This is a genomic window from Pseudomonas sp. NPDC086251 (assembly GCF_044746405.1).
GTDB lineage: Bacteria > Pseudomonadota > Gammaproteobacteria > Pseudomonadales > Pseudomonadaceae > Aquipseudomonas.
Map to the genome: position 1 here is coordinate 163,249 of NZ_JBIVBY010000011.1, position 25,487 is coordinate 188,735.

28 protein-coding genes are annotated in these 25,487 nt (G+C 58.7%); 13 read left to right on the forward strand and 15 right to left on the reverse strand.

Going from position 1 to position 25,487, the window contains the following annotated elements; genetic code table 11:
- Positions 1-4: 4 nt before the first annotated feature.
- Together aroQ and ACIPL2_RS15490 are read right to left on the reverse strand one after the other, a co-directional pair.
- Positions 5-445 (reverse strand): type II 3-dehydroquinate dehydratase, encoded by a 441-nt coding sequence (aroQ, locus tag ACIPL2_RS15485; RefSeq protein ID WP_401357677.1) that lies wholly within the window; start codon positions 443-445, stop codon positions 5-7.
- 139 nt (positions 446-584) lie between these two features.
- A complete protein-coding gene (locus tag ACIPL2_RS15490; protein ID WP_401357678.1) occupies positions 585-1,496 on the reverse strand; it encodes a LysR substrate-binding domain-containing protein in 912 nt (303 codons plus the stop codon).
- Positions 1,497-1,627: 131 nt separating this feature from the next.
- On the opposite strand from ACIPL2_RS15490, the gene ACIPL2_RS15495 reads away from it, so the two are divergent.
- From ACIPL2_RS15495 to ACIPL2_RS15505, 3 genes are all read left to right on the forward strand, one after another.
- Positions 1,628-1,834: a 4-oxalocrotonate tautomerase family protein gene (locus ACIPL2_RS15495; protein WP_059402046.1), complete on the forward strand. Its 207-nt coding sequence runs from the start codon at positions 1,628-1,630 to the stop codon at positions 1,832-1,834.
- Between the two features lie 210 nt (positions 1,835-2,044).
- Positions 2,045-2,473, forward strand: a complete 429-nt coding sequence (locus ACIPL2_RS15500) for a DUF4160 domain-containing protein (protein WP_401357680.1) — start codon at positions 2,045-2,047, stop codon at positions 2,471-2,473.
- Positions 2,470-2,916 (forward strand): DUF2442 domain-containing protein, encoded by a 447-nt coding sequence (locus ACIPL2_RS15505; protein ID WP_401357681.1) that lies wholly within the window; start codon positions 2,470-2,472, stop codon positions 2,914-2,916. The genes ACIPL2_RS15500 and ACIPL2_RS15505 overlap by 4 nt, the downstream gene beginning before the upstream one ends.
- A 54-nt stretch (positions 2,917-2,970) precedes the next feature.
- Here ACIPL2_RS15505 and trmA read toward each other — a convergent pair whose 3' ends face one another.
- Complete coding sequence (gene trmA / locus ACIPL2_RS15510; protein ID WP_401357682.1) at positions 2,971-4,050, reverse strand: tRNA (uridine(54)-C5)-methyltransferase TrmA; 1,080 nt, start codon at positions 4,048-4,050, stop codon at positions 2,971-2,973.
- Entirely contained in the window at positions 4,047-5,342 is a 1,296-nt protein-coding gene (locus tag ACIPL2_RS15515) for an NCS2 family permease (RefSeq protein WP_401357683.1), read from the reverse strand. The genes trmA and ACIPL2_RS15515 overlap by 4 nt, the downstream gene beginning before the upstream one ends.
- A gap of 214 nt (positions 5,343-5,556) precedes the next feature.
- Here ACIPL2_RS15515 and ACIPL2_RS15520 point away from each other — a divergent pair, with 214 nt between their 5' ends.
- Both ACIPL2_RS15520 and ACIPL2_RS15525 read left to right on the forward strand, forming a co-directional pair.
- Entirely contained in the window at positions 5,557-6,012 is a 456-nt protein-coding gene (locus ACIPL2_RS15520; protein WP_401357685.1) for a DUF4879 domain-containing protein, read from the forward strand.
- A gap of 66 nt (positions 6,013-6,078) precedes the next feature.
- Complete coding sequence (locus ACIPL2_RS15525; protein WP_401357686.1) at positions 6,079-6,630, forward strand: DJ-1 family glyoxalase III; 552 nt, start codon at positions 6,079-6,081, stop codon at positions 6,628-6,630.
- Positions 6,631-6,636: 6 nt separating this feature from the next.
- Here the strand turns inward: ACIPL2_RS15525 and ACIPL2_RS15530 are convergent, their stop codons facing one another.
- The 3 genes from ACIPL2_RS15530 to ACIPL2_RS15540 form a co-directional block, all read right to left on the reverse strand.
- Positions 6,637-6,924, reverse strand: a complete 288-nt coding sequence (locus ACIPL2_RS15530; RefSeq protein WP_401357687.1) for a HigA family addiction module antitoxin — start codon at positions 6,922-6,924, stop codon at positions 6,637-6,639.
- A gap of 13 nt (positions 6,925-6,937) precedes the next feature.
- Positions 6,938-7,216 carry a type II toxin-antitoxin system RelE/ParE family toxin gene (locus ACIPL2_RS15535; RefSeq protein ID WP_401357688.1) on the reverse strand — a complete coding sequence of 93 codons (279 nt, stop codon included), beginning with the start codon at positions 7,214-7,216 and terminating at the stop codon, positions 6,938-6,940.
- An 84-nt stretch (positions 7,217-7,300) separates the two neighbouring features.
- Positions 7,301-8,539: an MFS transporter gene (locus tag ACIPL2_RS15540; protein WP_401357689.1), complete on the reverse strand. Its 1,239-nt coding sequence runs from the start codon at positions 8,537-8,539 to the stop codon at positions 7,301-7,303.
- A gap of 488 nt (positions 8,540-9,027) precedes the next feature.
- Here ACIPL2_RS15540 and ACIPL2_RS15545 point away from each other — a divergent pair, with 488 nt between their 5' ends.
- The 3 genes from ACIPL2_RS15545 (at position 9,028) to ACIPL2_RS15555 (ending at position 11,730) form a co-directional block, all read left to right on the forward strand.
- Positions 9,028-10,464: a cytochrome ubiquinol oxidase subunit I gene (locus ACIPL2_RS15545; RefSeq protein WP_401357690.1), complete on the forward strand. Its 1,437-nt coding sequence runs from the start codon at positions 9,028-9,030 to the stop codon at positions 10,462-10,464.
- Between the two features lie 3 nt (positions 10,465-10,467).
- Positions 10,468-11,475: a cytochrome d ubiquinol oxidase subunit II gene (gene cydB / locus ACIPL2_RS15550; protein WP_401357691.1), complete on the forward strand. Its 1,008-nt coding sequence runs from the start codon at positions 10,468-10,470 to the stop codon at positions 11,473-11,475.
- 87 nt (positions 11,476-11,562) lie between these two features.
- Positions 11,563-11,730, forward strand: a complete 168-nt coding sequence (locus tag ACIPL2_RS15555; RefSeq protein ID WP_082377757.1) for a DUF2474 domain-containing protein — start codon at positions 11,563-11,565, stop codon at positions 11,728-11,730.
- Between the two features lie 68 nt (positions 11,731-11,798).
- On the opposite strand, the gene ACIPL2_RS15560 is transcribed toward ACIPL2_RS15555, so the two are convergent.
- Together ACIPL2_RS15560 and ACIPL2_RS15565 are read right to left on the reverse strand one after the other, a co-directional pair.
- Positions 11,799-12,923 carry a methyltransferase gene (locus tag ACIPL2_RS15560; RefSeq protein WP_401357693.1) on the reverse strand — a complete coding sequence of 375 codons (1,125 nt, stop codon included), beginning with the start codon at positions 12,921-12,923 and terminating at the stop codon, positions 11,799-11,801.
- Between the two features lie 179 nt (positions 12,924-13,102).
- The gene (locus ACIPL2_RS15565) at positions 13,103-13,816 is read right to left on the reverse strand and encodes an autoinducer binding domain-containing protein (RefSeq protein ID WP_401357694.1); all 714 of its coding nucleotides are present in this window, start codon (positions 13,814-13,816) and stop codon (positions 13,103-13,105) included.
- Positions 13,817-14,149: 333 nt separating this feature from the next.
- Here ACIPL2_RS15565 and ACIPL2_RS15570 point away from each other — a divergent pair, with 333 nt between their 5' ends.
- Complete coding sequence (locus ACIPL2_RS15570; RefSeq protein ID WP_401357695.1) at positions 14,150-14,926, forward strand: ferredoxin--NADP reductase; 777 nt, start codon at positions 14,150-14,152, stop codon at positions 14,924-14,926.
- 161 nt (positions 14,927-15,087) lie between these two features.
- On the opposite strand, the gene mscL is transcribed toward ACIPL2_RS15570, so the two are convergent.
- Positions 15,088-15,504 carry a large-conductance mechanosensitive channel protein MscL gene (gene mscL / locus ACIPL2_RS15575; protein ID WP_401357696.1) on the reverse strand — a complete coding sequence of 139 codons (417 nt, stop codon included), beginning with the start codon at positions 15,502-15,504 and terminating at the stop codon, positions 15,088-15,090.
- Between the two features lie 561 nt (positions 15,505-16,065).
- On the opposite strand from mscL, the gene radA reads away from it, so the two are divergent.
- On the forward strand, positions 16,066-17,433 hold the full coding sequence (radA, locus tag ACIPL2_RS15580) for a DNA repair protein RadA (RefSeq protein WP_401357697.1): 1,368 nt from the start codon (positions 16,066-16,068) through the stop codon (positions 17,431-17,433).
- Between the two features lie 130 nt (positions 17,434-17,563).
- Here the strand turns inward: radA and ACIPL2_RS15585 are convergent, their stop codons facing one another.
- Entirely contained in the window at positions 17,564-17,932 is a 369-nt protein-coding gene (locus ACIPL2_RS15585) for a PilZ domain-containing protein (RefSeq protein WP_401357698.1), read from the reverse strand.
- A 159-nt stretch (positions 17,933-18,091) separates the two neighbouring features.
- Here ACIPL2_RS15585 and ACIPL2_RS15590 point away from each other — a divergent pair, with 159 nt between their 5' ends.
- From ACIPL2_RS15590 to yjiA, 3 genes are all read left to right on the forward strand, one after another.
- Positions 18,092-20,158 carry a carbon starvation CstA family protein gene (locus tag ACIPL2_RS15590; protein ID WP_401357699.1) on the forward strand — a complete coding sequence of 689 codons (2,067 nt, stop codon included), beginning with the start codon at positions 18,092-18,094 and terminating at the stop codon, positions 20,156-20,158.
- Between the two features lie 14 nt (positions 20,159-20,172).
- The gene (locus ACIPL2_RS15595) at positions 20,173-20,370 is read left to right on the forward strand and encodes a YbdD/YjiX family protein (RefSeq protein WP_007895266.1); all 198 of its coding nucleotides are present in this window, start codon (positions 20,173-20,175) and stop codon (positions 20,368-20,370) included.
- Positions 20,371-20,533: 163 nt separating this feature from the next.
- Entirely contained in the window at positions 20,534-21,505 is a 972-nt protein-coding gene (gene yjiA, locus ACIPL2_RS15600; RefSeq protein WP_401357700.1) for a GTPase, read from the forward strand.
- 130 nt (positions 21,506-21,635) lie between these two features.
- Here yjiA and ACIPL2_RS15605 read toward each other — a convergent pair whose 3' ends face one another.
- From ACIPL2_RS15605 to ACIPL2_RS15620, 4 genes are all read right to left on the reverse strand, one after another.
- Positions 21,636-22,325: a GntR family transcriptional regulator gene (locus tag ACIPL2_RS15605; RefSeq protein ID WP_401357702.1), complete on the reverse strand. Its 690-nt coding sequence runs from the start codon at positions 22,323-22,325 to the stop codon at positions 21,636-21,638.
- Between the two features lie 25 nt (positions 22,326-22,350).
- The gene (locus tag ACIPL2_RS15610) at positions 22,351-23,055 is read right to left on the reverse strand and encodes a FadR/GntR family transcriptional regulator (protein WP_401357704.1); all 705 of its coding nucleotides are present in this window, start codon (positions 23,053-23,055) and stop codon (positions 22,351-22,353) included.
- 66 nt (positions 23,056-23,121) lie between these two features.
- The gene (locus tag ACIPL2_RS15615) at positions 23,122-24,435 is read right to left on the reverse strand and encodes a C4-dicarboxylate transporter DctA (RefSeq protein WP_401357705.1); all 1,314 of its coding nucleotides are present in this window, start codon (positions 24,433-24,435) and stop codon (positions 23,122-23,124) included.
- 321 nt (positions 24,436-24,756) lie between these two features.
- Positions 24,757-25,317 carry a hypothetical protein gene (locus ACIPL2_RS15620; protein ID WP_401357706.1) on the reverse strand — a complete coding sequence of 187 codons (561 nt, stop codon included), beginning with the start codon at positions 25,315-25,317 and terminating at the stop codon, positions 24,757-24,759.
- Positions 25,318-25,487: the final 170 nt, after the last annotated feature.

The following is a 25,487-nucleotide window of genomic DNA, read 5'->3' on the forward strand; positions in this document are numbered from 1 at the left end:
GCGTTCACCCCTTCAAGCGCAAGCTGAAATGCTCCAGCGCCAGGCGGTAGCCATGGCTGCCGAACCCGGCCATCACCGCAGTAGCGATGGCCGAGACGAAGGAGTGATGACGGAAGGGCTCGCGGGCGTGGACGTTGGACAAATGGACTTCAATCACCGGCAGTTCGCTGGCGACCAGGGCATCGCGTATTGCCACCGAGGTGTGGGTCCAGGCGGCCGGGTTGATGACGATACCGGCACAGCGGCCACGGGCGGCGTGAATCCAGTCGAGCAGTTCGCCTTCATGGTTGGTCTGGCGAAACTCCACCGCCAGGCCGAACTCTTCGGCGGCACGTCCGCACAAGGCTGAGATATCTGCCAGGGTTTCGTGACCGTAAGTCGCCGGTTCACGGGTGCCCAGCAGGTTCAGATTCGGGCCGTTGAGCACCAGAACGATTGGGGACATCGGAGTCTCTCCACTTATTATTTTTGGCATTGGCTGAGGGTTTCAGCCTGTGGAGATAAATTGTACTAGCTGGTTAATTTGGTCAATTGAAGAGGCGACGTCTTCGGTTTTTGTGTGCGGTGATCGGACGATTTCGATGTCAGCGCGGCAAATGCTCCACCAGAAAATCGACAAATGCCCTCACCCGCAAAGGCATATGGCGACTCTGCGGATAGAGCAGGGTGAACGGCCGCGAGCGTCCGCCATAGGGCTTGAGCACTTCTACCAGCGAACCATTGGCCAATTCTTTTTCGACGATGAATCGGTAGGTCTGAAACAAACCCGCTCCGTGCTTGGCCAGGGTCACGCCGCCCAGTACGTCATCGGAACAACTGAGATTGCCCTCGGCCAGAATCTCCCGTTCAACGCCATTGTCGTTGAAGAGCCAGGCAATCCGCCGACCGCTGCTGGGCAGTTCATACTGGATGCATTCGTGCTGTTTGAGATCGTCCAGCGTTTGCGGAACGCCCGCGTGTTTCAGGTAGTCGGGACTGGCAATCATCACCAGCGCGGCGTCTTCAAGGTGTCGGGCGATCAGGCCGGAATCCGGAATCGCCCGCACGCGAATGGCCATGTCATAGCCTTCGCCAACGAAATCGATATTGCGATTACTGATGTGCGACTCAACCTTCACCGACGGAAAGCGCGCCCGAAATTCAGGCAGCAACGGCAGGATCCGGTGGTGTGCGTACGTCGTGGGAATGCTGATGCGCAAGGTGCCGGAAGGTTGTTGTTGCTGGCCCATGACTTCACGTTGGGCCTCGACCAGTTGCGCCAGCGCCTGACGACATTCCTCGTAATACCGACGCCCACTGTCGGTCAGCTTCACGCTGCGAGTGGTGCGCGCGAATAGCCGCACACCCAGGCGTTCTTCCATGCGCGACACCGACCGGCTCACCGCTGCCGGTGTCACGCCAGCCCCCAGTGCGGCAGCGGTAAAACTGCCAGCCTCGGCGGCGAGACAAAAAAGCTCGATGCTGCCCAACTGAAGATCGTCGAATTGTCGCTGCATGATTAATTACACCGGGGATCAAATAAAGTGTGCGGATCAGTATTTATCAGATGCCCGCACACAGATACAGTGAGTTCGCGTTGAGCAGTGAAAAGCGAAGCCTTTCTTAACCAGCCAGCAGGAGCAACACCATGCCTTTCGTTAGCGTACGCATTACCCGTGACGGCGTGACCCGGGAGCAGAAGGCTCAGGTCATTGCCGAAATCACCGACACCTTGAAGCGCGTCCTCGGCAAGCCGCCGGAGTTGACCCACATCGTGATTGAGGAAGTCGATACGGATAACTGGGGGTACGCGGGCATCACCACAACCGAGTATCGAAAAAACCAGCCAGGTTGATTTCCTGAAAGCCAAGACAGCCGTCCTCGGGACGGCTTTTTTGTGGGCGCGAGAAAGGATTGCTTACCAATTTTCGGTGTTATCCACCGACTTGAGGCGAGGCTTGGCACTAGGCTCAGAGGCGTAGTAAGGATTCAGTGCTGCACCGGTGATCGGATTTTCCAGGGAATGTCGAGTCTTCGGATTCATTAACCTAACGGATGGGTTAGCATGAGATTGTTCAGTTACAAAGGCTTTTCAATGGTGATCATGTTGCGCGATGAACACTGCCCGCCGCATGCCCATGTGGATGCCGGAACATGGAGTGCGCGCTTCAAGTTCAGCTTCTGGCACAACAGTGTCGAACTGTGGGACGTGGTTCCTCATTCACGCAGGCCTCCTGTGGCGGTGCTGGAAGGGTTACGCCACGCGCTTGGACGACCCGCGCACTTGCGCCGTGCCCGGGGTATCTGGTGGGACAAGCTGCACACGGTCTGCCTCGATCATCAGATATGGGACTGGCAAGCCAGCGAAGTCGTGGTGGTAAAAAGGATTGCGAGTACGACCTGGATGATTGGCTCGGCTTGCTATGAGCCCGAGACGAACAAGACCCTGCTGGCGCTGATCGGCGTTCCAGAGGGCGTGGAGATCGAACTGTGAAAACGATAACAGCAAAAATGTTGACGGATCGGCCCGTCACCGAAGCGGTGCTGGATGAAGCCATCCAGCGTGGGCAAGTGCGCCACAAAGGCGGTTTGCAGGCGACTTCGGTGACCTTTGTGGATCCGTGCCTGGCGGTCGGTTTCGTTGATGGCAGTGGCGTGCTGCTGCCCGTGCAGCACTATCCGGAATTCGATGAGTTCGACGTCGAGGATTTCGCAGACCTGAAAGTCGGTTTTTCCGGGACAGCCCTTTGCCACGAGGGTAAGGATCTGCACGTTTCCATCGCCGGGATGATTTCGGCCAGCAAGCCGCTGATGGACATGGCCGCCTCGGTCATCGCCTCGCGTAATGGTCGCCAAAGCAGCGCCGCCAAAGCCGAGGCGGCGCGAGCAAATGGCCGCAAGGGCGGGCGTCCACGCAAGGCAGATGTCACCGATTGAGCGCGCACAAAAAAGCCGTCGTACTGACGGCTGTTTTGTAGCGGACCGCTGCAATCAACGACGGGTCAACAACACGCCGGATTCCATGTGATGCGTCCACGGGAACTGGTCGAACATCGCGCATTGAGTTATGCGATGGGTGTCGTGCAGTTGGGCGATGTTGGCCGCCAGGGTTTCGGGGTTGCAGGAAATGTACAGGATGTTGTCGAAACGTCGGGTCAGCTCGCAGGTGTCCGGGTCCATGCCGGCACGCGGCGGATCGACGAAGACGCTCCCGAACTCGTAGCTCTTGAGGTCGATGCCGTGCAGGCGACGGAACGGGCGCACTTCATTCAGGGCTTCGGTCAGCTCCTCGGCGGACAGGCGCACCAAGGTGACGTTATCCACAGCATTTTCGCTGAGGTTGCTCAGCGCCGCGTTGACCGACGCCTTGCTGATTTCGGTGGCCAGTGCCTTGCGCACGCGGGTTGCGAGCGGCAGCGTGAAGTTACCGTTGCCGCAATACAGTTCCAGCAAATCGTCGGAGCGATCACCCAGTGAGTCGTAAGCCCAGTTGAGCATCTTCTGGTTCACGGTGCCGTTCGGCTGGGTGAACGCGCCTTCTGGTTGGCGGTAACTGAACGTGCGACCGCCGACATCCATCCGCTCGACCACGTAATCCTGGCCGATGACTTCGCGCTTGCCCTTGGAGCGACCGATGATGCTGACGTTCAGGTCGGCGGCCAGTGTCGACGCCGCCGCGTGCCAGTGCTCGTCCAGTGGACGGTGATAGCACAGGGTGATCATCGCATCGCCGGCCAGGGTGGTCAGGAACTCCACCTGAAACAGTTTGTGGCTCAGGGCCGCGCTCGCTTGCCACGCCGCTTTCAGCTGCGGCATCAACTCGTTGATGCGCGTGCTGGCGATTGGAAACTCTTCAATCAGGATCGGCGTGCGTTTGTCGTCCTGGGAAAACATCGCGTAGTGGCGCTCGCCGGCTTCGCGCCACAGGCGGAATTCGGCGCGCAGGCGGAAGTTCTGCAGCGGCGAGTCGAATACGGCCGGCTCAGGTGCATCGAACGGGGCCAGCAGATCACGCAGGCGCGTGACCTTTTCTTCAAGCTGAACGGCGTAAGCCTGGGAATCAAAAGTCATGCGTTGAACCAACCCAACTTGATCACGAACAGAATCGACAGAATCACCAGCGCCGGGTTCAGCTCACGGCCGCGACCGGAGAGCAGCTTGATCGCGGTCCAGGAGATGAAACCGAAGGCGATGCCGTTGGCGATGGAATACGTGAATGGCATGGCCAGCGCAGTGACCACGACCGGTGCGGCAACGGTGATGTCGTCCCAGTCTATTTCGGCCAGCCCGGATGTCATCAATACCGCGACGAACAGCAGTGCAGGTGCGGTGGCGAATGCCGGAATGCTGGCAGCCAGCGGCGAGAAGAACAGTGCGAGCAGGAACAGAATCGCCACGACGATGGCGGTCAGGCCGGTGCGGCCACCGGCACTGACGCCGGCTGCGGATTCGATGTAGCTGGTGGTGGTCGAGGTGCCCAGCAGCGAACCGGCCATGGCCGCGGTACTGTCGGCGATCAGGGCACGCCCCATTTTCGGCATGTGGCCGTCCTTGCCCATGAGGCCGGCGCGCTTGGCGACGCCGATCAAGGTGCCGGAGTTGTCGAACAGGTCGACGAACAGGAAGGCGAAAATCACGCTGACCAGACCGATGTCCAGTGCGCCCTTGATGTCCAGTTGCAGGAAGGTTGGCGCCAGCGAAGGCGGCATCGACATCACACCGCCGAACGGGGTGAAGCCCATCAGGATCGAAACGATGGTCACCGCCAGGATGCCGATCAGCACCGCACCGCGCACGGCGAGGGCTTCGAGGGCGACGATCAGGGCAAAACCGAGGGTGGCGAGGATCGGTGCCGGTTGTTTCAGGTCACCGAGGCCGACCATGGTCGCCGGGTTGCTGACCACGATGCCGGCGTTGTGCAGGGCGATCAGTGCCAGGAACAGGCCGATACCGGCGGCAATCGCCGACCGCAGTGGCAGCGGGATGCTGTTGATGATCCATTCACGGATGCGGAAGATCGACAGCAGGAAGAACAGCACCGCCGAGATGAACACCGCGCCCAGCGCCACTTGCCACGTGTGGCCCATGTGCAGGACAACGGTGTAAGTGAAGAAGGCGTTCAAGCCCATGCCCGGCGCGAGGGCGATCGGGTAGTTGGCGATCAGGCCCATCACCGTGGAGCCGATGGCCGCGGCCAGACAGGTCGCGACGAACACCGCTCCCTTGTCCATGCCGGTCTCGCCGAGGATGCTCGGGTTGACGAACAGAATGTAGGCCATGGCCAAAAAGGTCGTGATGCCCGCCAGAATCTCGGTCCGCACGTTGGTGTTATGTGCCTTGAGTTGAAACAGCCTTTCCAGCATGTCTGCTCCCCGTGGCGCGCCCGGCGCCGTGAATGTATCGACCTCAACAGCAAAGCACAGACCACTGCAGGCGCCTGGTAATTTTCTGTGGGTCGGAAAAAGCCGCGCATCATACCAGCAGCATGGGGCTGTGGCTGCTTATGGCTGCGATCGTCGTCGATGTTTTGCGCTAAAGCCAAGTGAGCCATACTGCGCGCTGGTTTTGGGGGTACGTATGCATTGCATCAAAAAGCGTCTGGCGGGTGTGTTCGCAATGGCGATGGCCTTGTTCGTGGGGGCGCAAACTGTCTCGGCGGCCTCGGCGCCACCGTTGACTCAGGTCAAAGTGCTCAAGGTCGAATCACCGGGCTGCGGTTTTGAAGATATTGCCGAGGGGCAGGCGCAGACGCGCTGCAATCACAGCGGCCCGAACATAAAGGTCTACGTGCTGGAGGTTGGCTACGGACGCCAGCCGCAGGTCGCGCTGGATGGTTTTGAAGTGGACGGCACCCGGACTAAGGTCTGCGCTTTCGCTAATGGCAACCTGACTGACTGCTCGGAACGGACGAAAGTCGTCGGCTATCTGTACATCTTCAATCTGGCGGGCAAGCAGGAAGGCACCTTCACCTTCAGCAATACCTCGATCAACGCGCCCGGCAATACGCTGTCGACGCAGCTTTACATCAAGTAACGGCAGGCTCGAACAAGGGGCAGGAAAGCTGACTACGCTTTAAAGATCATTCTGTGGACTGAGCCCATGACTTTTAGAGCCCTGATTACCCTTGCCGAGGGCATCGATGACTTGCAAGCCGCGACCCTGATCGATGTGCTGCGCCGCGCCAAGGTTGAAGTGGTAGCGGCCAGCATCGAGGGGCGGCGCATGATCACTTGTGCTCGCGGCACCCGGCTGACGGCCGATGCGATGCTGGTGGATTTGCTGGCGCAGCCGTTTGACCTGATCGTCCTGCCGGGTGGTGCCGTCGGCGCACAACACCTGGCCGCCCATCAACCCTTGCAACAATTGACCAAGGATCAGGCGGCGGCCGGGCGCATGTTCGCCGGCATCGCCGAAGCCCCGGCGCTGGCGCTGCAAGCCTTTGGCGTACTGCGACAGCGACGCATGACCTGCCTGCCATCGGCCAGTCATCAACTGTTGGGCTGCAACTTCGTCGACCAACCGGTGGTGGTCGACGGCAACTGCATCACCGCCCAAGGCTCGGGGGCGGCGCTGCCATTTGCGCTGGCGCTGGTGGAGCACCTTTGCGGCAAAGCCACGCGAACGGCGGTGGCGGGGGAGTTAATGGTTTAGAAAGCGTCAGGCGTGGGCGGCGATAGGTTCGATGAGCGGTTGCTCACGGTGCTCCGCTTGCCAGAGGTCGTAGTCGGTCTGAACGCCTAACCACGTCCGGGCCTTGCCAATTCCAGCACGTTCCAGACGTACTGCCAGGTCCGGACTAATCGGCGCGTGGCCGTGCAGCACTCTCGATAGATGCGGGCGGGCAAACCCAAGGTGGCGGGCCAATTCTGTGACGCTTATGCCCAGCTCGGGCAAAACATCCATCAAGAGTGTCTCACCAGGGTGTGGCGGGTTGTGCATGGGCATGTCCTGCCTCCTGTCAGTGGTAGTCCAGATAGTCGATCAGTTCAATGTCCGAACCCATAAAGCGAAAAATGACTCGCCAATTCCCCGAAACACTCAGTGACCAATATTCGGTCAATTCACCCTTGAGCGGGTGTAACCGCCATCCTGGAAGGTCGAGGTCGCCGGGAACTACTGCGCGGTCCATGAACTGCAGCAGGCGAGCCAGACGTTTCGCACGATCTGCGCGGATCCCACGAGTCGAACCTGTTTCATAGAAGCCACGAAGGCCTTTGTGCTGAAAGGATTTGATCATGGGCTGAGTGTAAGGCGATACATTACACTCGATGCACTATCTATGTATTGCACCTGGTCGGCAAATTTGTGTTTGGTCGCAGCTTCAGACCTTCACTTCCTCCACCGGCACATGCATGCGGTCGCGGCTGGCCAGGGTCGGGAACAGTTTGATCCACGCCCCGGTTACCACCAGCGTGCCGATGCCACCCATGACCACCGCCGGCACGGTGCTGAACCAGTGGGCGGTCAGGCCGGATTCGAACTCGCCCAGCTGGTTCGAAGCGCCGATGAACAACCCGTTCACAGCGCTGACCCGGCCGCGCATTTCGTCCGGGGTTTCCAGTTGCACGAAGGACGCGCGGATCACCATGCTGATCATGTCCGCCGCGCCCAGTACCACCAGCACCGCGAGGGAAAACCAGAACGAGGTCGACAGGCCGAAGGCGATGGTCGCGACACCGAAGATGCCCACGGCGGTGAACATCACCCGTCCCACGTTGCGCTCCACGGCAAACCGCGCAAGGTACAGCGACATCAGGAGCGCGCCGACCGCCGGTGCCGAACGCAGCAGGCCCAATCCCCAGGGGCCGGTCAGCAAAATGTCCTTGGCGAACACGGGCAGCAACGCCGTGGCGCCACCGAGCAATACGGCAAACAGATCCAGGGAGATTGCCCCGAGAATGTCCGGACGACTGCGAATGAAACGGATGCCCGCCAGCAATGAATCCAGGGTCGCCTTGCCCTTGTTCAGCGGCGTTTGCCGGGCGGGGAGGTTGAGCATCAGGGAACAGGCGATGACGTACAGGATCACCGTCGGGCCATAGACCCAGACGCTGCCGAACGCATAGAGCAAACCGCCGAGCGCCGGCGCGACAATCGTCGCCGATTGCTGAGCCGATTGTGCGGCGGCGACAGCGCGGGGAAACAGCGCGCTGGGCACGATGCTCGGCAGCAACGCCTGGGTGGTCGGCATTTCGAAGGAGCGGGCGGCACCGAGCAGGAACGCGAGGATGAAGATCATTTCGCGGGTGACATGGTCGGTGGCGCTGCCAATGGCCAGCGCCAGGGCGATCAACGCTTGCAGGGACTGGCAGATGGCCGCGACTTTGCGCCGGTCATAACGGTCCGCGACATGCCCGGTGTGCAGCATGAACAGCACGCGCGGAGCGAACTCGACCAGACCGACCAGGCCCAGATCCAGCACGTTGCCGGTCAGCTGATAGAGGTTCCAGCCGATGGCCACGGTGAGCATCTGAAAGCCGCTGGCGGTAAACACCCGAGCCAGCCAGAACGCGATGAAAGGACGGTGATGACGTAACAGCAAGGGCGCTTGGCTGGGCATCTGGAAGCAGGTCTTGAGCGAGGGGAAGGTCGAGGTTATCACCAAGCTGTAACCAGAAGTTACGGTGAAGGAAAATTTAGTTAGCAAGACATCGATCTGAATAAACACGGGAGTCCCCTGTGGGAGCGGGCTTGCTCGCGAAGGCGACGGGTCAGGTAAATTGATTTCGACTGACCCACCGCCTTCGCGAGCAAAGCCCGCTCCCACAGGGAATGTGTTTCAGCGCATGAGCAGCGCTATGAGGCAACCTGTCACGCGGCAAAAGACCACACCGTCCATCGCCTGAAATGCGACTACTCTTTTAGCGTTGCTTGATCCAGATCAAGACGCTTGGCGCATTTGATCCGGCGGCCAGATGGCCAGATTCCCTACGTTGTGATGATTGTAGAAAAAGAACGAATTCAAATTCGCCGCACTCCATATCCGTGGGGGCCGTGGGTGTAGGGCCACAAGCCCTCCAGCCGGTATTACCTGACAGAGGAAGACTTATGTTCGGTTTGGAGGCGCTCGATCTCGCCCGAATTCAGTTCGCGTTCACCATCTCGTTTCACATCCTGTTCCCGGCGATCACCATCGGCCTGGCGAGTTACCTGGCGGTACTCGAAGGCTTGTGGCTGAAAACCCATAACGACACTTACCGCGATCTGTACCATTTCTGGTCGAAGATCTTTGCCGTCAACTTCGGTATGGGCGTGGTTTCCGGGCTGGTCATGGCCTATCAGTTCGGCACCAACTGGAGCCGCTTTTCGGACTTCGCCGGTTCCGTCACCGGGCCGTTGCTGACCTACGAAGTACTCACCGCGTTCTTCCTCGAAGCCGGTTTCCTTGGCGTCATGCTGTTCGGCTGGAACAAGGTCGGGCGCAATCTGCACTTCTTCGCTACGGTCATGGTCGCCATCGGCACGCTGATCTCGACCTTCTGGATTCTCGCCTCCAACAGCTGGATGCAAACTCCGCAGGGCTACGAAATCGTCAACGGCCAGGTCATTCCGGTGGACTGGCTGGCCGTCATCTTCAACCCGTCGTTCCCGTACCGCTTGATGCACATGGCAACCGCTGCGTTCGTGGCCACGGCCTTCTTCGTCGGTTCCTCGGCGGCCTGGCATTTGCTGCGCGGCAAGGACAACCCGGCGATCCGCACCATGCTCTCGATGGCGATGTGGATGGCCTTGATCGTCGCGCCGATCCAGGCCGTCATCGGCGACTTCCACGGCCTCAATACGCTTGAGCATCAGCCGGCGAAAATCGCCGCGATCGAAGGTCACTGGGAAAACAAAGGGGATGAGGCGACTCCGCTGATCCTGTTCGGCTGGCCGGACATGAAAGAAGAACGGACCAAATTCGCCGTCGAGATTCCGTACCTGGGCAGCCTGATCCTGACGCACTCCCTGGACAAACAGGTGCCAGCGCTTAAGGAGTTCCCGCCGGAAGACCGGCCGAATTCAACCATCGTGTTCTGGTCGTTCCGGATCATGGTGGGGCTGGGCATGCTGATGATCTTCACCGGTCTGTGGAGCCTGTGGCTGCGCAAGCGCGACAAGCTCTACACCTCGCGTCCGTTCCTGTACCTGGCGTTGTGGATGGGGCCGTCCGGCCTGATCGCGATCCTCGCCGGTTGGTTTACCACTGAAATCGGCCGTCAGCCGTGGGTGGTTTACGGTTTGATGCGCACGGCGGATGCGTCTTCCAATCACAGCTTCATGCAGATGAGCATCACGTTGGTCCTGTTCGTCGTGGTGTATTTCGCGCTGTTTGGCACCGGTCTTGGCTACATGATGCGCCTGGTGCGCAAAGGGCCGAAGATCGACGAAGGCAAGGAAACCAACGAGGGTGGTCCCGGGCAGAAGCGTACGCCGGCCCGTCCGTTGTCCGCTGCCGACGACGATCACGCCGATGCCGACCACACCGTGACCAAGGAGATTTGAATCATGGGTATTGATCTTCCGCTGATCTGGGCCGTGATCATCATCTTCGGCATCATGATGTACGTGGTCATGGACGGCTTTGACCTCGGCATCGGGATTCTCTTCCCGTTCATACCGGGCAAAAGCGACCGCGACGTGATGATGAACACCGTCGCCCCGGTCTGGGACGGTAACGAAACCTGGCTGGTCCTCGGCGGTGCCGCGTTGTTTGGCGCCTTCCCGTTGGCCTATTCGGTGGTGCTGTCGGCGTTGTACCTGCCGCTGATCTTTATGCTGATCGGGCTGATCTTTCGCGGCGTGGCGTTCGAGTTCCGCTTCAAGGCCAAGGACGACAAGCGTCACCTGTGGGACAAGGCCTTCATCGGCGGCTCGGTGGCAGCAACGTTCTTCCAGGGCGTGGCGCTGGGTGCGTTTATTGATGGGCTGCCGGTGGTCAATCGCCAGTTTGCCGGTGGATCACTGGACTGGCTGACACCCTTCACGCTGTTCTGCGGCGTCGCGCTGGTGGTGGCGTATGCGCTGCTCGGTTGCACCTGGCTGATCATGAAAACCGAGGGCAAGTTGCAGGAGCAGATGCATGACCTGGCGCGGCCGTTGGCATTCGTGGTGTTGGCGGTGATCGGCATCGTCAGCATCTGGACCCCGCTGGCCCACGCCGAGATCGCGGCGCGCTGGTTCACTTTGCCCAACCTGTTCTGGTTCCTGCCGGTGCCGATTCTGGTGTTGGTCACCATGTACGGACTGATCCGCGCCGTGGCGCGCAACGCGCACTACACGCCGTTCCTGTTGACGCTGGTGCTGATCTTCCTCGGCTACAGCGGCCTGGGCATCAGCCTGTGGCCGAACATCGTGCCGCCGTCGATCTCGATCTGGGACGCCGCCGCGCCACCGCAGAGCCAGGGCTTCATGCTGGTGGGCACGCTGTTCATCATCCCGTTCATCCTGGGCTACACCTTCTGGAGCTACTACGTGTTCCGCGGCAAGGTCACCCACGAAGATGGTTACCACTAGGCCGTTACACCGAACCTGTAGGAGCCGAGCTTGCTCGCGAAGGCGTCTTCACAGACGCCATCAATCCTGACGAGAGGGTAGAAAGCTATGACCAACAAACACACCTTGCACGACATTGAAGAAGCCGAAAAAAAGCCGCTCTGGCAGCGGCTCGGCTGGCTGGCAATGATCTGGACCGGCAGCGTCGTGGCGCTGTTTATCGTCGCGAGCCTGATGCGCATGTTCATGAACGCCGCGGGCCTGACGACCCACTGATCCCATCCCGATGCCTTTGGGCACGGATTTACAACCCTCCTGCGCTGGAGGGTTTTTTTTGCCCGGGATTATTTGCGTGCTTTAAGGATGACGAACTTGGGTGTGGCCGCCACTTGTTCGACGCCGCGGAACAACCGTGCAAGCTTGCTGTGATAACCCAGATGACGGTTGCCAACGATGTACAACGCGCCGCCCACCACCAGCGCTTCCCGGGCTTGCTGGAACATGCGCCAGGCCAGGAAGTCGCCCACCACCTGTTGCTGGTGAAAGGGTGGGTTGCACAGCACCACGTCCAGAGACTCAGGCTCCTGACCCGCCAGGCCATCGCCGGCACGCACGATGACATCCCGCTCACCCAGCGCTGCGCGCCAGTTTTCGGCCGCCGATTGCACGGCCATGAACGACTCGTCCACCAGCGTGTAGTGCGCCTCAGGGTTTTGCAGGGCACTGGCGATGGCCAATACACCGTTGCCGCAACCGAGGTCGGCAACCCGCGCTGCGCCAAGGTTTTTCGGCAAGTGCGGGAGAAACGCCCGCGTACCGATATCCAGGCCTTCGCGGCAGAACACATTGGCGTGGTTGAGCAGTTCGATTGCTGGCTCGTCGAGACGATAGCGGGTTGGATAGGGTGACGTGGCGGGTGCTTTGGCTTCTGGCGTGGCGATCAGCAGCCGAGCCTTCTTTACCGCCAATGAAGCCTGCACCGGACCGATGTAGCGCTCCAGCAAATCCCCGGCTGCGCGCGGCAGATGCTTGACCATCGCGGCGGCAATCACCTGGGCACCCGGCGCCAATTGGCCTTGCAGGCGGATCAGTTGTTCTTCCAGCAGCGCCAGGGTTTTCGGCACCCGGATCAACACACGATCGAATGGCCCGACCAACGCTTCGCTGGCGGGTACGTTCGGCACGGCATCAAACGCGAGGCCGTTGCGGATAAGGTTCTTTTCCAGTCCTTGAAGGGCCAGGAACGAGTCGCCGCTGCTGATCACCCGGACCTTGCCTGCCAAACTCGCCGCCAACGCACCAAAACTGTCATTGAGCACCAACACTCGGGTGTCCGCCGCCGGCTGCTGTGCGGCCAGGTGACTGAGCAGGTATTCGTCCGCCGCATCGAAGGCTTGCAGCGGTTCGTTCGGCTGGTCGGGTTGGCGGATCAGATCGAGTTGGGCAAAAGGCGTTTCGAGCAGGGGCATGGGGCGGGGGCTCTGGATAATAAACGGGTGTCCCGCGGCCCGGGGGCGTTGTAGCGGGCGGGACCGTCCGAGTGGACTGCGTCGTGGTGTCTCACACGTCATCACTCAGGAAGGATCGCAAATGGTACGTTTTTTTCGATTGGATTACCCGCAGGTTTTCCTGTTGAAACCGAGCGCATTCAGAGGAAATGGAACCTCGCCGCAGCGATCACCGCCGCCATCTTGTTGTTGACGCCGAATTTCTCGATTGCACTGTGTACATGGAAGTGTACGGTGCGTTCGCTCAGGCACAGGATTCTGGCGACCTCGTACGCTGTCTTGCCATCGGCCGACAGTTTTAAGACCTCGATTTCCCGTGGTGATAAATGCGGTGCCTGGGGACGAGGCGGTCTTTGCGGTTGAGCTTGCGTCACCAGAGCGTGCAGGTGGTGGCTGATAAAAACCGTGAAGCCGAGGTTTTCATACAGCTCATAGGCCGTGATCGGGCAATGACTTCTGGCCAGGCTCAAGATGCTGCTCAAACCGCTGTGCTCATCATGGATCGATTGCGACCAGCCATGCTGCAATCCGTGTTGTTGCAGCGATTTCCAAAGCCAGGGCGTCTTGGAAAACAGCGCTTCGCTCCAAAGTATGGGCAACATGGAATGATTGCAGTGCGCCACTATTGGGTCTAGCGCGGTAGCGTTGTTTTTTTCATATTGCGTATTCCAGTCAAGGGGGAAATTGTTCAGGTTAACGCTGCTACAGCGGGTATCACTTGTACGTGAACTTGTTGAAAAGGCACAAAATTTGTAACCAAGATTCTTAACAAAGTTGAGTGCGATTTTATAGGCAGTGTCGATTTCCTTTGCGTGGGCTAATTGTTTTAGTTGAGATTCCTTCCACATCTCCATCGCGTTTCTCCAATTTTGCCTCAGGGTGCTTTTTTGGATCCAAGACCCGGCACGCACCGAGTGTAGGATAATTCCTACTTTTGTGCTGTGACTTTTTTGCTCTTGCCAATGTGTCGAAGTGCATATCCAGTTCTTAGCGATGTAACGTATTGAGATAGCAAGTGACATGTAATGAAGGTAGTTGTACAAGTTGGTTAATTGCTGAGTTGTAAGTGGGAATGGTTCGAATACGGGGTGGGCTTTATCAACGCACACTAAAGCCACTACAAATCACCGGTGTTTACGCCACCTGCTTTGCGGGACACTGTGGCTATCTGTTGAAGGGAGCGACCCATGACCGCCAGTGCAGAAAAATTCACTCGTCAGACCCTGCTTGACGTCCAGCCGTTGACCCCGAGCCTGTTCACCCTACGTACCACCCGGGATCCAGGTTTTCGATTTCGCGCAGGGCAATTCGCCCGGTTGGGCGTGACCAAGGCTGACGGCAGCACGGTCTGGCGGGCTTATTCAATGGTGTCGTCGCCCTACGACGAATTCCTTGAGTTCTTCTCAATTGTGGTGCCGGGGGGCGAGTTCACCAGCGAGCTGAGCCGGCTGGAAGTCGGCGACACGCTGCTGGTCGAGCGTCAGGCCGTTGGTTACCTGACCCTTGATCGCTTCATCGACGGGCGTGACCTCTGGCTGTTGTCCACAGGCACCGGCGTGGCGCCGTTTCTGTCGATTCTGCAGGACTTCGAGGTCTGGGAAAAATTCGAGCGAATCATTCTGGTGTACAGCGTGCGCGAAGCGCGGGAGCTGGCCTATCGGGACTTGATTGCAGGGCTGGCGCAGCGCGATTACCTGGAAGAGTACGCCCACAAGCTGCAGTTCATCGCTACCGTCACGCGTGAACAGCATCCTGGAACCCTGAATGGCCGGATTACCGCGCTGATAGAAAGTGGCGAGCTGGAACGGGCCGCCGGCGTGGCGCTCACCGCCGAGCACTCGCGGGTCATGCTGTGCGGCAATCCACAAATGATCGATGACACGCGCAAGTTACTCAAGCAGCGGGATATGCACTTGAGCCTCACTCGACGGCCCGGGCAAGTGGCGGTGGAAAACTACTGGTAAAAAACGGAGCCCGCCCTTGTAGGAGCGAGCTCGCTCGCGATGGACGTTAACGATAACGCGTGTTTGCTGACCAAACGCGTCGCCCTCAGGTCCATCACGATCAAGCTCGCTCCTACACATTGCCTTAACTGCCTGAAGACGCCGTTTTTGAAAGCAACACGTCACTCAGGCCGGTTGTTCTGGGCCTTGAGCAGGTCGCGGATCTCACCCAGCAGCTCTTCTTCCTTGGTCGGAACCGGCGGCAGGGTGGGCGCAACGGCTTCTTCGCGCTTCAGGCGGTTGATGGCTTTGACGCCCATGAAGATCGCGAAGGCGACAATGATGAAATCGATCATGCTCTGGATGAATTTGCCGTACGCCAGCACCACCGCCGGGGCGTTGCCATCAGCCGCCTTGAGCGTAATGGCCAGGTCGCTGAAGTCCACCCCACCGATCAGCAGGCCAATGGGCGGCATGACCACGTCGCCGACAAACGACGAAACGATCTTGCCGAAGGCGGCGCCGATGATGATACCCACGGCCATGTCGACCACGTTGCCTTTGACCGCGAAGGCCTTGAACTCACTTATCACGCCCATAGGTTGATTCCTTATTACAGATGAGGTTGGTGAACGCAGTGTAAATCAGCAAAACACATCTTGCTTGAAACACCCGCTTTAGGGGGCTTGCCTGCTATCGACCTGAAGGTCGGAGAAAAGTTTTCAAAACGCCATCATTTCTGAAAGAGCGGGGTAAAGGTACTTGCGAAGGGGAAGGTGGGACGGTTGATAAAACCTAGGTCGAAGTTTTAGTTCGAAAGTGTGCAGGATATAAAATTCGACTCAAAGGAAGCGGTTGATGTTCGAAGATAAAGCGCTCAGTGGAAGATTGCTGGAGGTGTTTTTTATTAGAAAGACTAACTAATTGAAGTGGGGGTTGTACGCCCATGCCTTACTTGCTTAACAGTTGTACAGGTTTTACTTCTATTTAACGGGGCGCGCTCTGTGTGCCAGAGCGCAAAGTTGTACAAGTTTCCCTGAATCGTAATACGGTGGGTGTTTCCAAGGAATTCGAAAAACATTCTGTCAACACCGCCCGGCAACAGCGCGCGCTGATCCGCTCCAGCTGAGCTATCATCGCGGTTTTTGCCGGGAGTTCAGATGGCCAAGGCCAAACGCATGTACGGCTGCACCGAGTGTGGCTCAACCTTCCCCAAGTGGGCCGGCCAGTGCGGTGAGTGCGGGGCCTGGAACACCCTGACTGAAACCATGGTGGAAAGCGGCGGGGCAGCCGCCCCGAGCGGTCGCACCGGGTGGACCGGTCAGCAGGCCCAGATCAGGACCCTGGCCGAAGTCAGCGTCGAAGAAATCCCGCGATTTTCCACAGCCTCCAGTGAACTCGATCGGGTGCTGGGTGGCGGTCTGGTGGACGGATCAGTGGTGTTGATCGGCGGTGATCCGGGCATCGGCAAGTCGACCATTCTGTTGCAAACCTTGTGCAACCTCGCCAAGACCATGCCGGCGCTGTATGTCACCGGTGAAGAATCCCAGCAACAAGTAGCCATGCGTGCCCGGCGCCTGGGGTTGCCTCAGGATCAGCTGCGGGTCATGACCGAGACCTGCATCGAAACGATCATTGCGACTGCCCGGCAGGAAAAGCCCAAGGTCATGGTGATCGACTCGATTCAGACGATCTTCACCGAGCAACTGCAATCGGCACCGGGCGGCGTGTCTCAGGTTCGGGAAAGTGCAGCGTTACTGGTGCGCTACGCCAAACAGAGCGGCACGGCGATTTTCCTGGTTGGCCACGTGACCAAAGAAGGCGCATTGGCCGGTCCGCGCGTGCTGGAGCACATGGTTGACACCGTGCTGTATTTTGAAGGCGAGTCCGATGGGCGTTTGCGTCTGCTGCGAGCGGTGAAAAACCGCTTTGGTGCCGTCAACGAACTGGGCGTGTTCGGCATGACTGACAAAGGCTTGAAAGAAGTCTCCAACCCATCGGCGATTTTTCTGACGCGCGCGCAGGAAGAAGTCCCGGGCAGCGTGGTCATGGCGACGTGGGAAGGCACACGACCGATGCTGGTGGAAGTCCAGGCGCTGGTGGATGACAGTCACCTGGCCAATCCGCGCCGCGTGACCCTCGGGCTCGATCAGAACCGACTGGCGATGTTGCTGGCGGTTCTGCACCGTCACGGCGGCATTCCGACCCACGACCAGGATGTGTTCCTCAATGTGGTCGGCGGGGTGAAAGTCTTGGAAACCGCTTCCGACCTGGCCTTGATGGCGGCGGTGATGTCCAGTCTGCGCAACCGGCCATTGTCCCATGATTTGCTGGTGTTCGGCGAAGTGGGCTTGTCCGGCGAAGTGCGCCCGGTGCCAAGCGGCCAGGAGCGTTTGAAAGAAGCTGCCAAACACGGCTTCAAGCGCGCCATCGTGCCTAAGGGCAATGCGCCGAAAGAGGCACCGCCAGGGTTGCAGATTATTGCGGTAACGCGCCTGGAACAGGCCCTCGACGCCCTGTTCGAATAGTCCTGTGTGAAGCAAGGACCCTGTGGGAGCGGGCTTGCTCGCGAAGGCGGACTGTCAGTCAACATCTCTGTTGAACGTGACGGCCTCTTCGCGAGCAAGCCCGCTCCTACATTAGTCGGTGATTAGACTTTCAAACCTCGATCAGGGCACCCAATTCCCGCTCAAGCTCCTGCTGATCACCAAGATTAAGCTCGATCAACCGCCGCAGGCGTTCGATGGACTCCAGGCTGATGTGTTTACACGCAAATCCAAGCTGGCCATGGTCATCGTGGGTCAGCTGCACATCCATCTTGATGTTGAACTCTTCGTTGAGATGAACATCGACCAGGAAATGCCACTCCGGATTACCCAGCCAAGGCTCGGGCTTTTCGATCAGCACGCCCTTGAGCGACAAGTCGATCAGCTTCACCGGCCAGATGAGTTCTCCCTGGCTCAGCTCCGTTCGGGCATCGAACGCAATACGTTTGAAGCGGCGGCGATCGACAGTCTGGTCGCTCATGGCGCAATCCTCGATAAGGTTCGCTGACTATAGACCCGCATTGTCAAAGCCTGCCAGCCAAGACAAACCTCTAGACCAATGTTGGGTATGGCCTTTGCTGCCAGTAGCGCTAAACTCGGGGTGGCTGTCTTTCTTGTCCACTCTGGCTGGAATCATAAAATGAAAAATAATAATAGCCTGGCACGCCACATACCCTGGCTGCTGCTGGCAATCGTAGGAGCGTGCGCTCTTGGTGTAGTGGCATTGCGCCGAGGCGAGGCGATCAACGCCTTGTGGATTGTGGTCGCTGCCGTGGCCATCTATCTGGTTGCGTACCGCTATTACAGTCTGTTCATCGCGAACAATGTGATGCAACTCGACCCGCGACGGGCCACTCCCGCCGTGCTCAACAATGACGGTCTGGACTACGTCCCTACCAACAAACACATTCTTTTCGGCCACCATTTCGCCGCCATCGCTGGCGCGGGACCGTTGGTCGGTCCGGTGTTGGCCGCGCAGATGGGTTACCTGCCCGGCACGCTGTGGCTGATCGCCGGCGTGGTGCTGGCCGGTGCGGTTCAGGACTTTATGGTCCTGTTCATGTCCACCCGCCGCAATGGCCGCTCCCTGGGCGACATGGTCCGTGAAGAAATGGGCCGCATTCCCGGGACCATCGCGCTGTTTGGCTGCTTCCTGATCATGATCATCATCCTTGCGGTGCTGGCGCTGATCGTGGTCAAGGCCCTGGCTGAAAGCCCGTGGGGCATTTTCACCGTGATGGCGACCATCCCGATCGCGATGTTCATGGGCATTTACATGCGCTACATCCGCCCGGGCCGCATCGGTGAAATCTCCGTGGTCGGCGTGCTGTTGCTGCTGGGTTCGATCTGGCTGGGGGGGCAGATTGCCGCTGATCCGGTGTGGGCCAAGGCGTTCAGCTTCACCGGGGTGCAGATTACCTGGATGCTGGTCGGTTACGGTTTCGTGGCCGCCTCGTTACCGGTGTGGCTGATTCTGGCGCCGCGTGACTACCTGTCGACCTTCCTGAAAATCGGTACCATCGTCGCCTTGGCGATCGGCATCCTGGTCACCATGCCTGAGCTGAAAATGCCGGCGCTGACCCAGTTTGTCGACGGTACCGGGCCGGTGTGGAAGGGCGGTCTGTTCCCGTTCCTGTTCATCACCATTGCCTGTGGCGCGGTCTCCGGTTTCCACGCGCTGATCTCCTCTGGCACCACGCCAAAACTGCTGGATAACGAGGTCAACTCCCGTTACATCGGTTACGGCGCGATGCTGATGGAATCCTTCGTCGCCATCATGGCGATGGTGGCAGCCTCGGTGATCGAACCGGGCGTGTACTTCGCCATGAACAGCCCGGCCGCCGTTGTCGGCGGTGATGTGGTGGCTGTGGCGCAAACCGTCAGCAGCTGGGGTTTTGCAATCACTCCGGAAGCGCTGCAAGCGGTGGCCAAGGACATTGGTGAAACCACCATCCTGGCCCGTGCCGGTGGCGCACCAACGCTGGCGGTCGGTATCGCACAGATCCTGCACAGTGTGCTGCCGGGTGAAAACACCATGGCGTTCTGGTACCACTTCGCGATCCTGTTCGAAGCGCTGTTCATCCTCACCGCTGTCGATGCCGGGACGCGTGCCGGGCGTTTCATGCTGCAGGACTTGCTCGGTTCCTTCGTGCCGGCGCTGAAACGCACCGAATCCTGGACCGCCAACCTGATCGCGACCGCCGGTTGCGTGGCGATGTGGGGGTGGTTGTTGTACCAGGGCGTGATCGATCCGCTGGGTGGCATCAACACCTTGTGGCCGCTGTTCGGTATCTCCAACCAGATGCTGGCCGGTATCGCGCTGATGCTCGGCACGGTTGTGCTGATCAAAATGAAACGCCAACGCTACGTCTGGGTGACCATGCTGCCCGCGGTATGGCTGCTGATCTGCACCACCACCGCAGGCTTCATCAAGCTGTTCGACGCCAACCCGGCAATCGGCTTCCTGTCGCTGGCCAAGAAATACAGCGATGCCCTGGCCAACGGCCAGATCCTCGCTCCGGCAAAGGACATCACTCAAATGCAGCACGTGATCTTCAACGCCTACACCAACGCAACGCTGACGGCGCTGTTCCTGTTCGTGGTCTTCAGTATCCTGTTCTATGCGCTCAAGGTCGGTATTTCCGCCTGGGGCACCAAGGAACGCACCGATAAAGAAGCGCCATTCCAGGCCCTGCCGGATGCTTGATCGAGGATTGCAGCATGTTCAATGACCTGAGTCGCCTCGGTAAATACCTCGGTCAGGCCGCGCGCCTGATGGTCGGCATGCCCGACTACGACAACTACGTCGAGCACATGCAAACCAAACACCCGGACAAACCGGTGATGAGCTACGAGATGTTCTTCCGCGAACGTCAGGAAGCCCGTTACGGTGGCAAGGGTGGGCCGAAGTGCTGTTGATCCGGTTTTCGGATTAACAGCAATCCCTGTGGGAGCTAGCCTGCTAGCGATGGCGGCTGACCATTCAACATCACTGTTGATTGATAGTCCGTCATCGCTAGCAGGCTAGCTCCCACATTTATTTTGTGTTGATACTTCAATTCTGTGAGACAGGAGATCCAGTTTGTCCTCTCCCATCCCGGTCACGATCCTCAGCGGCTTCCTTGGCGCTGGCAAGACCACCTTGTTGCGCCACCTGCTCAAAGCCGAGCACGGCCTGAAAATCGCCGTGATCGAAAACGAATTCAGCGACGCCGGCATCGATACCCAACTATTGGGTGATGAGCCGGTGCAAGTGATGACGCTGTCCAACGGCTGCGTCTGCTGCACCATCCACACCGACCTGACCAAGGCCTTGTACCTGTTGCTCGAACGCCTGGACAGCGGCGAAATTGCCTTCGACCGTCTGGTGATCGAATGCACCGGCCTGGCCGATCCGGCGCCCGTGGCACAAACCTTCTTCATCGACGAAGAGTTGCGCGAGCGCTACATCCTCGACGGCATCATCACCCTGGTGGATGCGGCCCACGCTGACACTCACCTGACCCAGACCATCGCCCAGGCACAGATCGGTTTCGCCGACCGTTTGCTGGTGAGCAAACGCGACCTGGTGGACGAACCGACCTTCACTGCGCTGAGCGAACGCCTGACCCGGATCAACCGTCGCGCACCGATCCGCGTGGTCGACCACGGCAAGATCGACCTGGCCGAACTGCTCGACGTGCGTGGCTTCAACCTCAATGCCGACCTCGGCGGCGGCATCAGCCTGCGCCCCGTGAGCAAGACACCCTCCATCGATCGCATTTCCAGCCTGGTCCTGCGCACCGATAAACCGCTGGATATCGACAAGCTCAGCGAGTTCATGAACGAACTGCTGGAAGAGCATGGCAAGCAATTGCTGCGCTACAAAGGCGTGTTGAGCATCGCTGGCGAGCCGCGACGCATGGTATTTCAAGGGGTGCTGAAGCTTTACGGTTTCGACTGGGATACCGAGTGGGCCGACGATGAAATCCGCGAAAGCGTGATCGTGTTTATTGCCGATGATTTGCCGGAAGAGAAGATTCGTGAGGGGTTTGCGCGGGTAGCGGCGGAGTAGGGGCGGGCTTCTTCAGCGTGTCTGAGGCCGCTTTCGCGAGCAAGCCCGCTCCCACATTAATCTCTGTATGACCACTCTCTTGTGTCCGACAAAGATCAAATGTGGGAGAGGGCTTGCTCGCGAAGGCGATCTAACCGGCCACACGATTTTTGCCAAGAATCGATACGGGGTTAAGCAACATTTCTTCCAGATGATCCAGATGCCGGTTCATCAACGTCACTGCCATTGCAGCATCCCTTCGTTCTACTGCGTCGATAATTCCCGCGTGCGCCCGCCACGTGCAGTAGCCGTCCACCTGCGCATCAAACTGCGCCAGGGTCAACGAAGTCAGCGGCACAAGGCTCCCGAGAAAATGCGCTAACGGGGCATTCCCAGCCATTTCCGCCAACCGCAGATGAAACTCACCCGATAACCGAATCGCCGGACCACGCTCTGCACATAGGTGTTCTCTTTCGATCAAGGCACGCAGTCGTTTCAGATCTTGCGGACAAGGTCGCTGACAGGCCAATCGCACCAGCATGACTTCGGCCAGTCGCCGCGCGTGCAGTGTCTGTCGGGTCTGTTCTGCATCAATTTCGGCTACGCGGGGGCGATGGTTGACTCGAAGGATGATGATCTGCTGATGGGACAGTTGCATCAGCACCTCGCGAACATCGCTGCGTCGAACGCCGAACATTTGCGCCAGGCTTTCTTCAGTGAAGCGGCTTCCCGGATGGATTTGCTGTTCGAGAATTGCCTCGAAGATTCGTGCATACAGATCATCCACCGACGGCGCAAAGGGCAGGGCAACAAGAGTCTGTGGTGAGGCGAAGCTGTTCATGGCCTGTCTCCAGTTTGAAGCGGATTCAACTGCCGAGGTTGTCGTCCGGGATGTTCAATTCGATGCCCATTCGCTGGCCTTCGCGGAGGATGTGCCGACGCATCTCGGCACTGGCCTGGGCGCTGTTCTTGCTGCGGATCGCTCGTACCACGGCTTCGTTTTCCTCGAGACGTTCCGCCAGATGCTCCGGGGAATTGCGCAACACCTCGGCACTTTGCTTGAGGGCGTTGCTTGTCTGCTGCACCACGCTCTGGAAGATCGGGTTCGAGGTCAGCGTGAACAGTTCTTCGTGGAACGCGATGTAGGCGTTGACGCCGGCTTCGCTGTCGTTGGCCTCCAGGGCTTCGCGCATGTCCATCAGGGTCAGGCGCAACTGTCCGACTTCCTTGCTGCTGATCGACTGCGCTACCAGGCCGACAATGAACGGTTCGAGGGTGTAGCGCAGTTGCAGCACATCCTCCAGGCTCGCACCGGCCACCGCGCTGTCGTGGTGTTGGCTGTCGCTGAGATTGGCCTCCAGTACGACCACGCCTTTACCCGGCATGGAACGCACCAACCCGAGGGTTTCCAGCACGATCACCGCTTCTCGGAGGCTCGGGCGGCTGATGCCCAGTTGTTCGGCCAGTTCACGCTGCCCCGGCAACATTTCGCCGGAGCGCCACTGACCACGGGCCAGCGCGGCCCGAAGTTTTTCTACTACTGAATTCACAACGGTCGACGAGGTGATCACTGTTCGCTCCACGAGCATCCAAAACGATTGATGACCGTGCCTGCCCATGGGCAGGCACGGGGTTATTCAGAATTCCTGCTGATGGGCCGGGGTGACAGGTTTTCTCGGCTGGAAGGTATAACCCACTTGGCCGGAAAGCACTTTGTTTGCCCGTTGAATATCGATGTCCTTTTCCCAGCGAGCGATGGCCACGGTGGCGACGCAGTTGCCGATCAGGTTGGTCAGCGCCCGGCCTATGCCCATGAACCAGTCCACCGCCAGCACCAACACCAGGCCGACCACTGGAATCGCCGGGATTGCGGTCAGGGTCGCCGCGAGAATCACCAGCGCCGAACCGGGAATGCCGTGGGCCCCTTTGGAAGTGATCAGCGACACCAGCAGAATCGTCAGCAAATCGGTCATGGCCAGCGGCGTGCCGGTGGCGTTGGCGATGAACACGATGGCGAGGGTCAGGTAGATCGAGAAACCGTCCAGATTGAACGAGTAGCCGGTCGGAATGACCAAGCCGACGGTCGAACTGCCGATGCCCAGATGCTCAAGCTTGCGCATGATTTGTGGCAGCACGGCATCGGAAGACGCGGTGCCCATGACGATCAGCAGTTCTTCACGCAGGTACTTGAGCAACGGCCACATCCGCAGGCCGGACAAGCGCATCACCAGGCCGAGGATCAGCGACACGAACGCCACGCACGTCAGGTAAAACAGGCCGACCAGGCTGCCCAAGTGCTGCAACGAATCCAGGCCATATTTACTGGTGGTGAACGCAATCGCGCCGAACACGCCGATCGGCGCCAGGCGCACGATCATGCCCATGATGCGGAAGATCACGTGGCTCAGCTCATTGATCAGCCGTGAAATGCCCGATGCCGCTTCGCCCACCAGATTCAGCGCGCTGCCGAACAGCACCGAAAACAGCAGGACTTGCAGGATGTTGTTATCGGCAAAGGCGCCGATGACCGAGGTCGGGATCAGGTCCATCAGGAACTGCGTGGTGGTGTGCATGTGCTGACCGCGCTGGGCGATGTCGCCTATGTCGGCGGCGGAAAGCTGATCCAGATGAATGTTTGCACCGCTACCGATGCCAGTGCTGAACGCGAACACCAGGCCGATCACCAGGGCGATGGTGGTCAGCACTTCGAAATAGATCACCGATTTCAGGCCGATGCGGCCGACCTTCTTCAGGTCGCCGGCACCGCTGATGCCGCTGACCACTACGCAGAACACGATCAAGCCGATGAGCATCTTGATCAGCTTGATGAAACCGTCGCCGAGGGGTTTGAGTTGGGCGGAGTATTCGGGAAGGGTCAGCCCGCAGACGATGCCGAGCACCAGTCCGAGAACCACTTGGAGGAAGATTGAACGCGAGCACCATCTGAGCATGGGAGGAATCCTGGTCGGTGTCCTGGCTGCCGTGCGCTGAACGCATCAGATTCAGGACTTAATTATTGTGGTCTTACCGGTATGTCCAGTGCAGGCGCAGTCTAGGCGCTGTTTTGTAACGTACGCAAGTGGAAATTGCGCAATTGGCATGACCGGTCTTACCAGTGGTGCAGGAAGTCCCGACCTTGAGCCTCCTCATATGACAAATGCCAGTCGGCTGGGCTGACTGGCATCGAGTGTCATTTGCAGGGGCCGGTTCTCGTCGGCGGGTGGCCAATCAATAGTCTTGCGACTGACTGTTCGATCGACGATCCAGACTCATTATGATTTTGTCGAATAGACATCACGAGGATCGCGGTCGAGGATTTTTAATGTAAAAACCAGCGGGCTCCCGATGCGGTTTGGATCATCAGTCAAAACCGGGAAGAAGGGTGGTTCGCCGTAGGTTTTAACCGGGCGCTGTTGCGGCCCGGTGTAAAGATAAACTTCGCTGATATCGTCCGGAATTTCATCAAGTTTCACAATTTCACCGGAGATATTAACGATTCGGTAGTAAGTTGGGTCATCTCCCTTGAATTTGCTCAAGTTCCGAGGTGATCCTTCCATACTTGCCGTTTCATTGAAAAGTCCGTCAACTCTTTTGATTCTGATCGTATATACACCATTCTGATGTTTGAAGTAGAACGTTTCGGGCGTTACACCTTCGCCATAGCTCAGTTCCTGGGGGTCGCTCTCGCGGAGGTCACGAAGTAACTGGCGTAGCTCGCCTTGAATTTCTTGGCTTTCCAGCATTTTGCCAAGGACTTTTCTGGCCTCTGCAACCGGCTTGTCGCCGACAAAAAGTTGCGCGGTGAATGATTGGTCTACATCCGAGTTTTGCATGATATATGTCTCTTCCTTGATTGATGAATAACCCTGGTGTTGGGTTGTTCAATGTATTGGGTTCCGCCATTTGTAGGCGTCGGAAGAGGCTACCATGAGATTTAAATGTCTGAGTTTCAGGTGTGTTGCAAAATAATGGATTTTATCCAGTAGTGTGATCTTTGAAGATG

Coding starts and splice junctions, on each gene's coding strand:
- aroQ (WP_401357677.1), bottom strand. CDS start 445: ATGTCCCCAATCGTTCTGGTGCTCAACGGCCCGAATCTGAACCTGCTG.
- ACIPL2_RS15490 (WP_401357678.1), bottom strand. CDS start 1,496: ATGCAGCGACAATTCGACGATCTTCAGTTGGGCAGCATCGAGCTTTTT.
- ACIPL2_RS15495 (WP_059402046.1), top strand. CDS start 1,628: ATGCCTTTCGTTAGCGTACGCATTACCCGTGACGGCGTGACCCGGGAG.
- ACIPL2_RS15500 (WP_401357680.1), top strand. CDS start 2,045: ATGAGATTGTTCAGTTACAAAGGCTTTTCAATGGTGATCATGTTGCGC.
- trmA (WP_401357682.1), bottom strand. CDS start 4,050: ATGACTTTTGATTCCCAGGCTTACGCCGTTCAGCTTGAAGAAAAGGTC.
- ACIPL2_RS15515 (WP_401357683.1), bottom strand. CDS start 5,342: ATGCTGGAAAGGCTGTTTCAACTCAAGGCACATAACACCAACGTGCGG.
- ACIPL2_RS15520 (WP_401357685.1), top strand. CDS start 5,557: ATGCATTGCATCAAAAAGCGTCTGGCGGGTGTGTTCGCAATGGCGATG.
- ACIPL2_RS15525 (WP_401357686.1), top strand. CDS start 6,079: ATGACTTTTAGAGCCCTGATTACCCTTGCCGAGGGCATCGATGACTTG.
- ACIPL2_RS15530 (WP_401357687.1), bottom strand. CDS start 6,924: ATGCCCATGCACAACCCGCCACACCCTGGTGAGACACTCTTGATGGAT.
- ACIPL2_RS15535 (WP_401357688.1), bottom strand. CDS start 7,216: ATGATCAAATCCTTTCAGCACAAAGGCCTTCGTGGCTTCTATGAAACA.
- ACIPL2_RS15540 (WP_401357689.1), bottom strand. CDS start 8,539: ATGCCCAGCCAAGCGCCCTTGCTGTTACGTCATCACCGTCCTTTCATC.
- ACIPL2_RS15545 (WP_401357690.1), top strand. CDS start 9,028: ATGTTCGGTTTGGAGGCGCTCGATCTCGCCCGAATTCAGTTCGCGTTC.
- cydB (WP_401357691.1), top strand. CDS start 10,468: ATGGGTATTGATCTTCCGCTGATCTGGGCCGTGATCATCATCTTCGGC.
- ACIPL2_RS15555 (WP_082377757.1), top strand. CDS start 11,563: ATGACCAACAAACACACCTTGCACGACATTGAAGAAGCCGAAAAAAAG.
- ACIPL2_RS15560 (WP_401357693.1), bottom strand. CDS start 12,923: ATGCCCCTGCTCGAAACGCCTTTTGCCCAACTCGATCTGATCCGCCAA.
- ACIPL2_RS15565 (WP_401357694.1), bottom strand. CDS start 13,816: ATGGAGATGTGGAAGGAATCTCAACTAAAACAATTAGCCCACGCAAAG.
- ACIPL2_RS15570 (WP_401357695.1), top strand. CDS start 14,150: ATGACCGCCAGTGCAGAAAAATTCACTCGTCAGACCCTGCTTGACGTC.
- mscL (WP_401357696.1), bottom strand. CDS start 15,504: ATGGGCGTGATAAGTGAGTTCAAGGCCTTCGCGGTCAAAGGCAACGTG.
- radA (WP_401357697.1), top strand. CDS start 16,066: ATGGCCAAGGCCAAACGCATGTACGGCTGCACCGAGTGTGGCTCAACC.
- ACIPL2_RS15585 (WP_401357698.1), bottom strand. CDS start 17,932: ATGAGCGACCAGACTGTCGATCGCCGCCGCTTCAAACGTATTGCGTTC.
- ACIPL2_RS15590 (WP_401357699.1), top strand. CDS start 18,092: ATGAAAAATAATAATAGCCTGGCACGCCACATACCCTGGCTGCTGCTG.
- ACIPL2_RS15595 (WP_007895266.1), top strand. CDS start 20,173: ATGTTCAATGACCTGAGTCGCCTCGGTAAATACCTCGGTCAGGCCGCG.
- ACIPL2_RS15605 (WP_401357702.1), bottom strand. CDS start 22,325: ATGAACAGCTTCGCCTCACCACAGACTCTTGTTGCCCTGCCCTTTGCG.
- ACIPL2_RS15615 (WP_401357705.1), bottom strand. CDS start 24,435: ATGCTCAGATGGTGCTCGCGTTCAATCTTCCTCCAAGTGGTTCTCGGA.
- ACIPL2_RS15620 (WP_401357706.1), bottom strand. CDS start 25,317: ATGCAAAACTCGGATGTAGACCAATCATTCACCGCGCAACTTTTTGTC.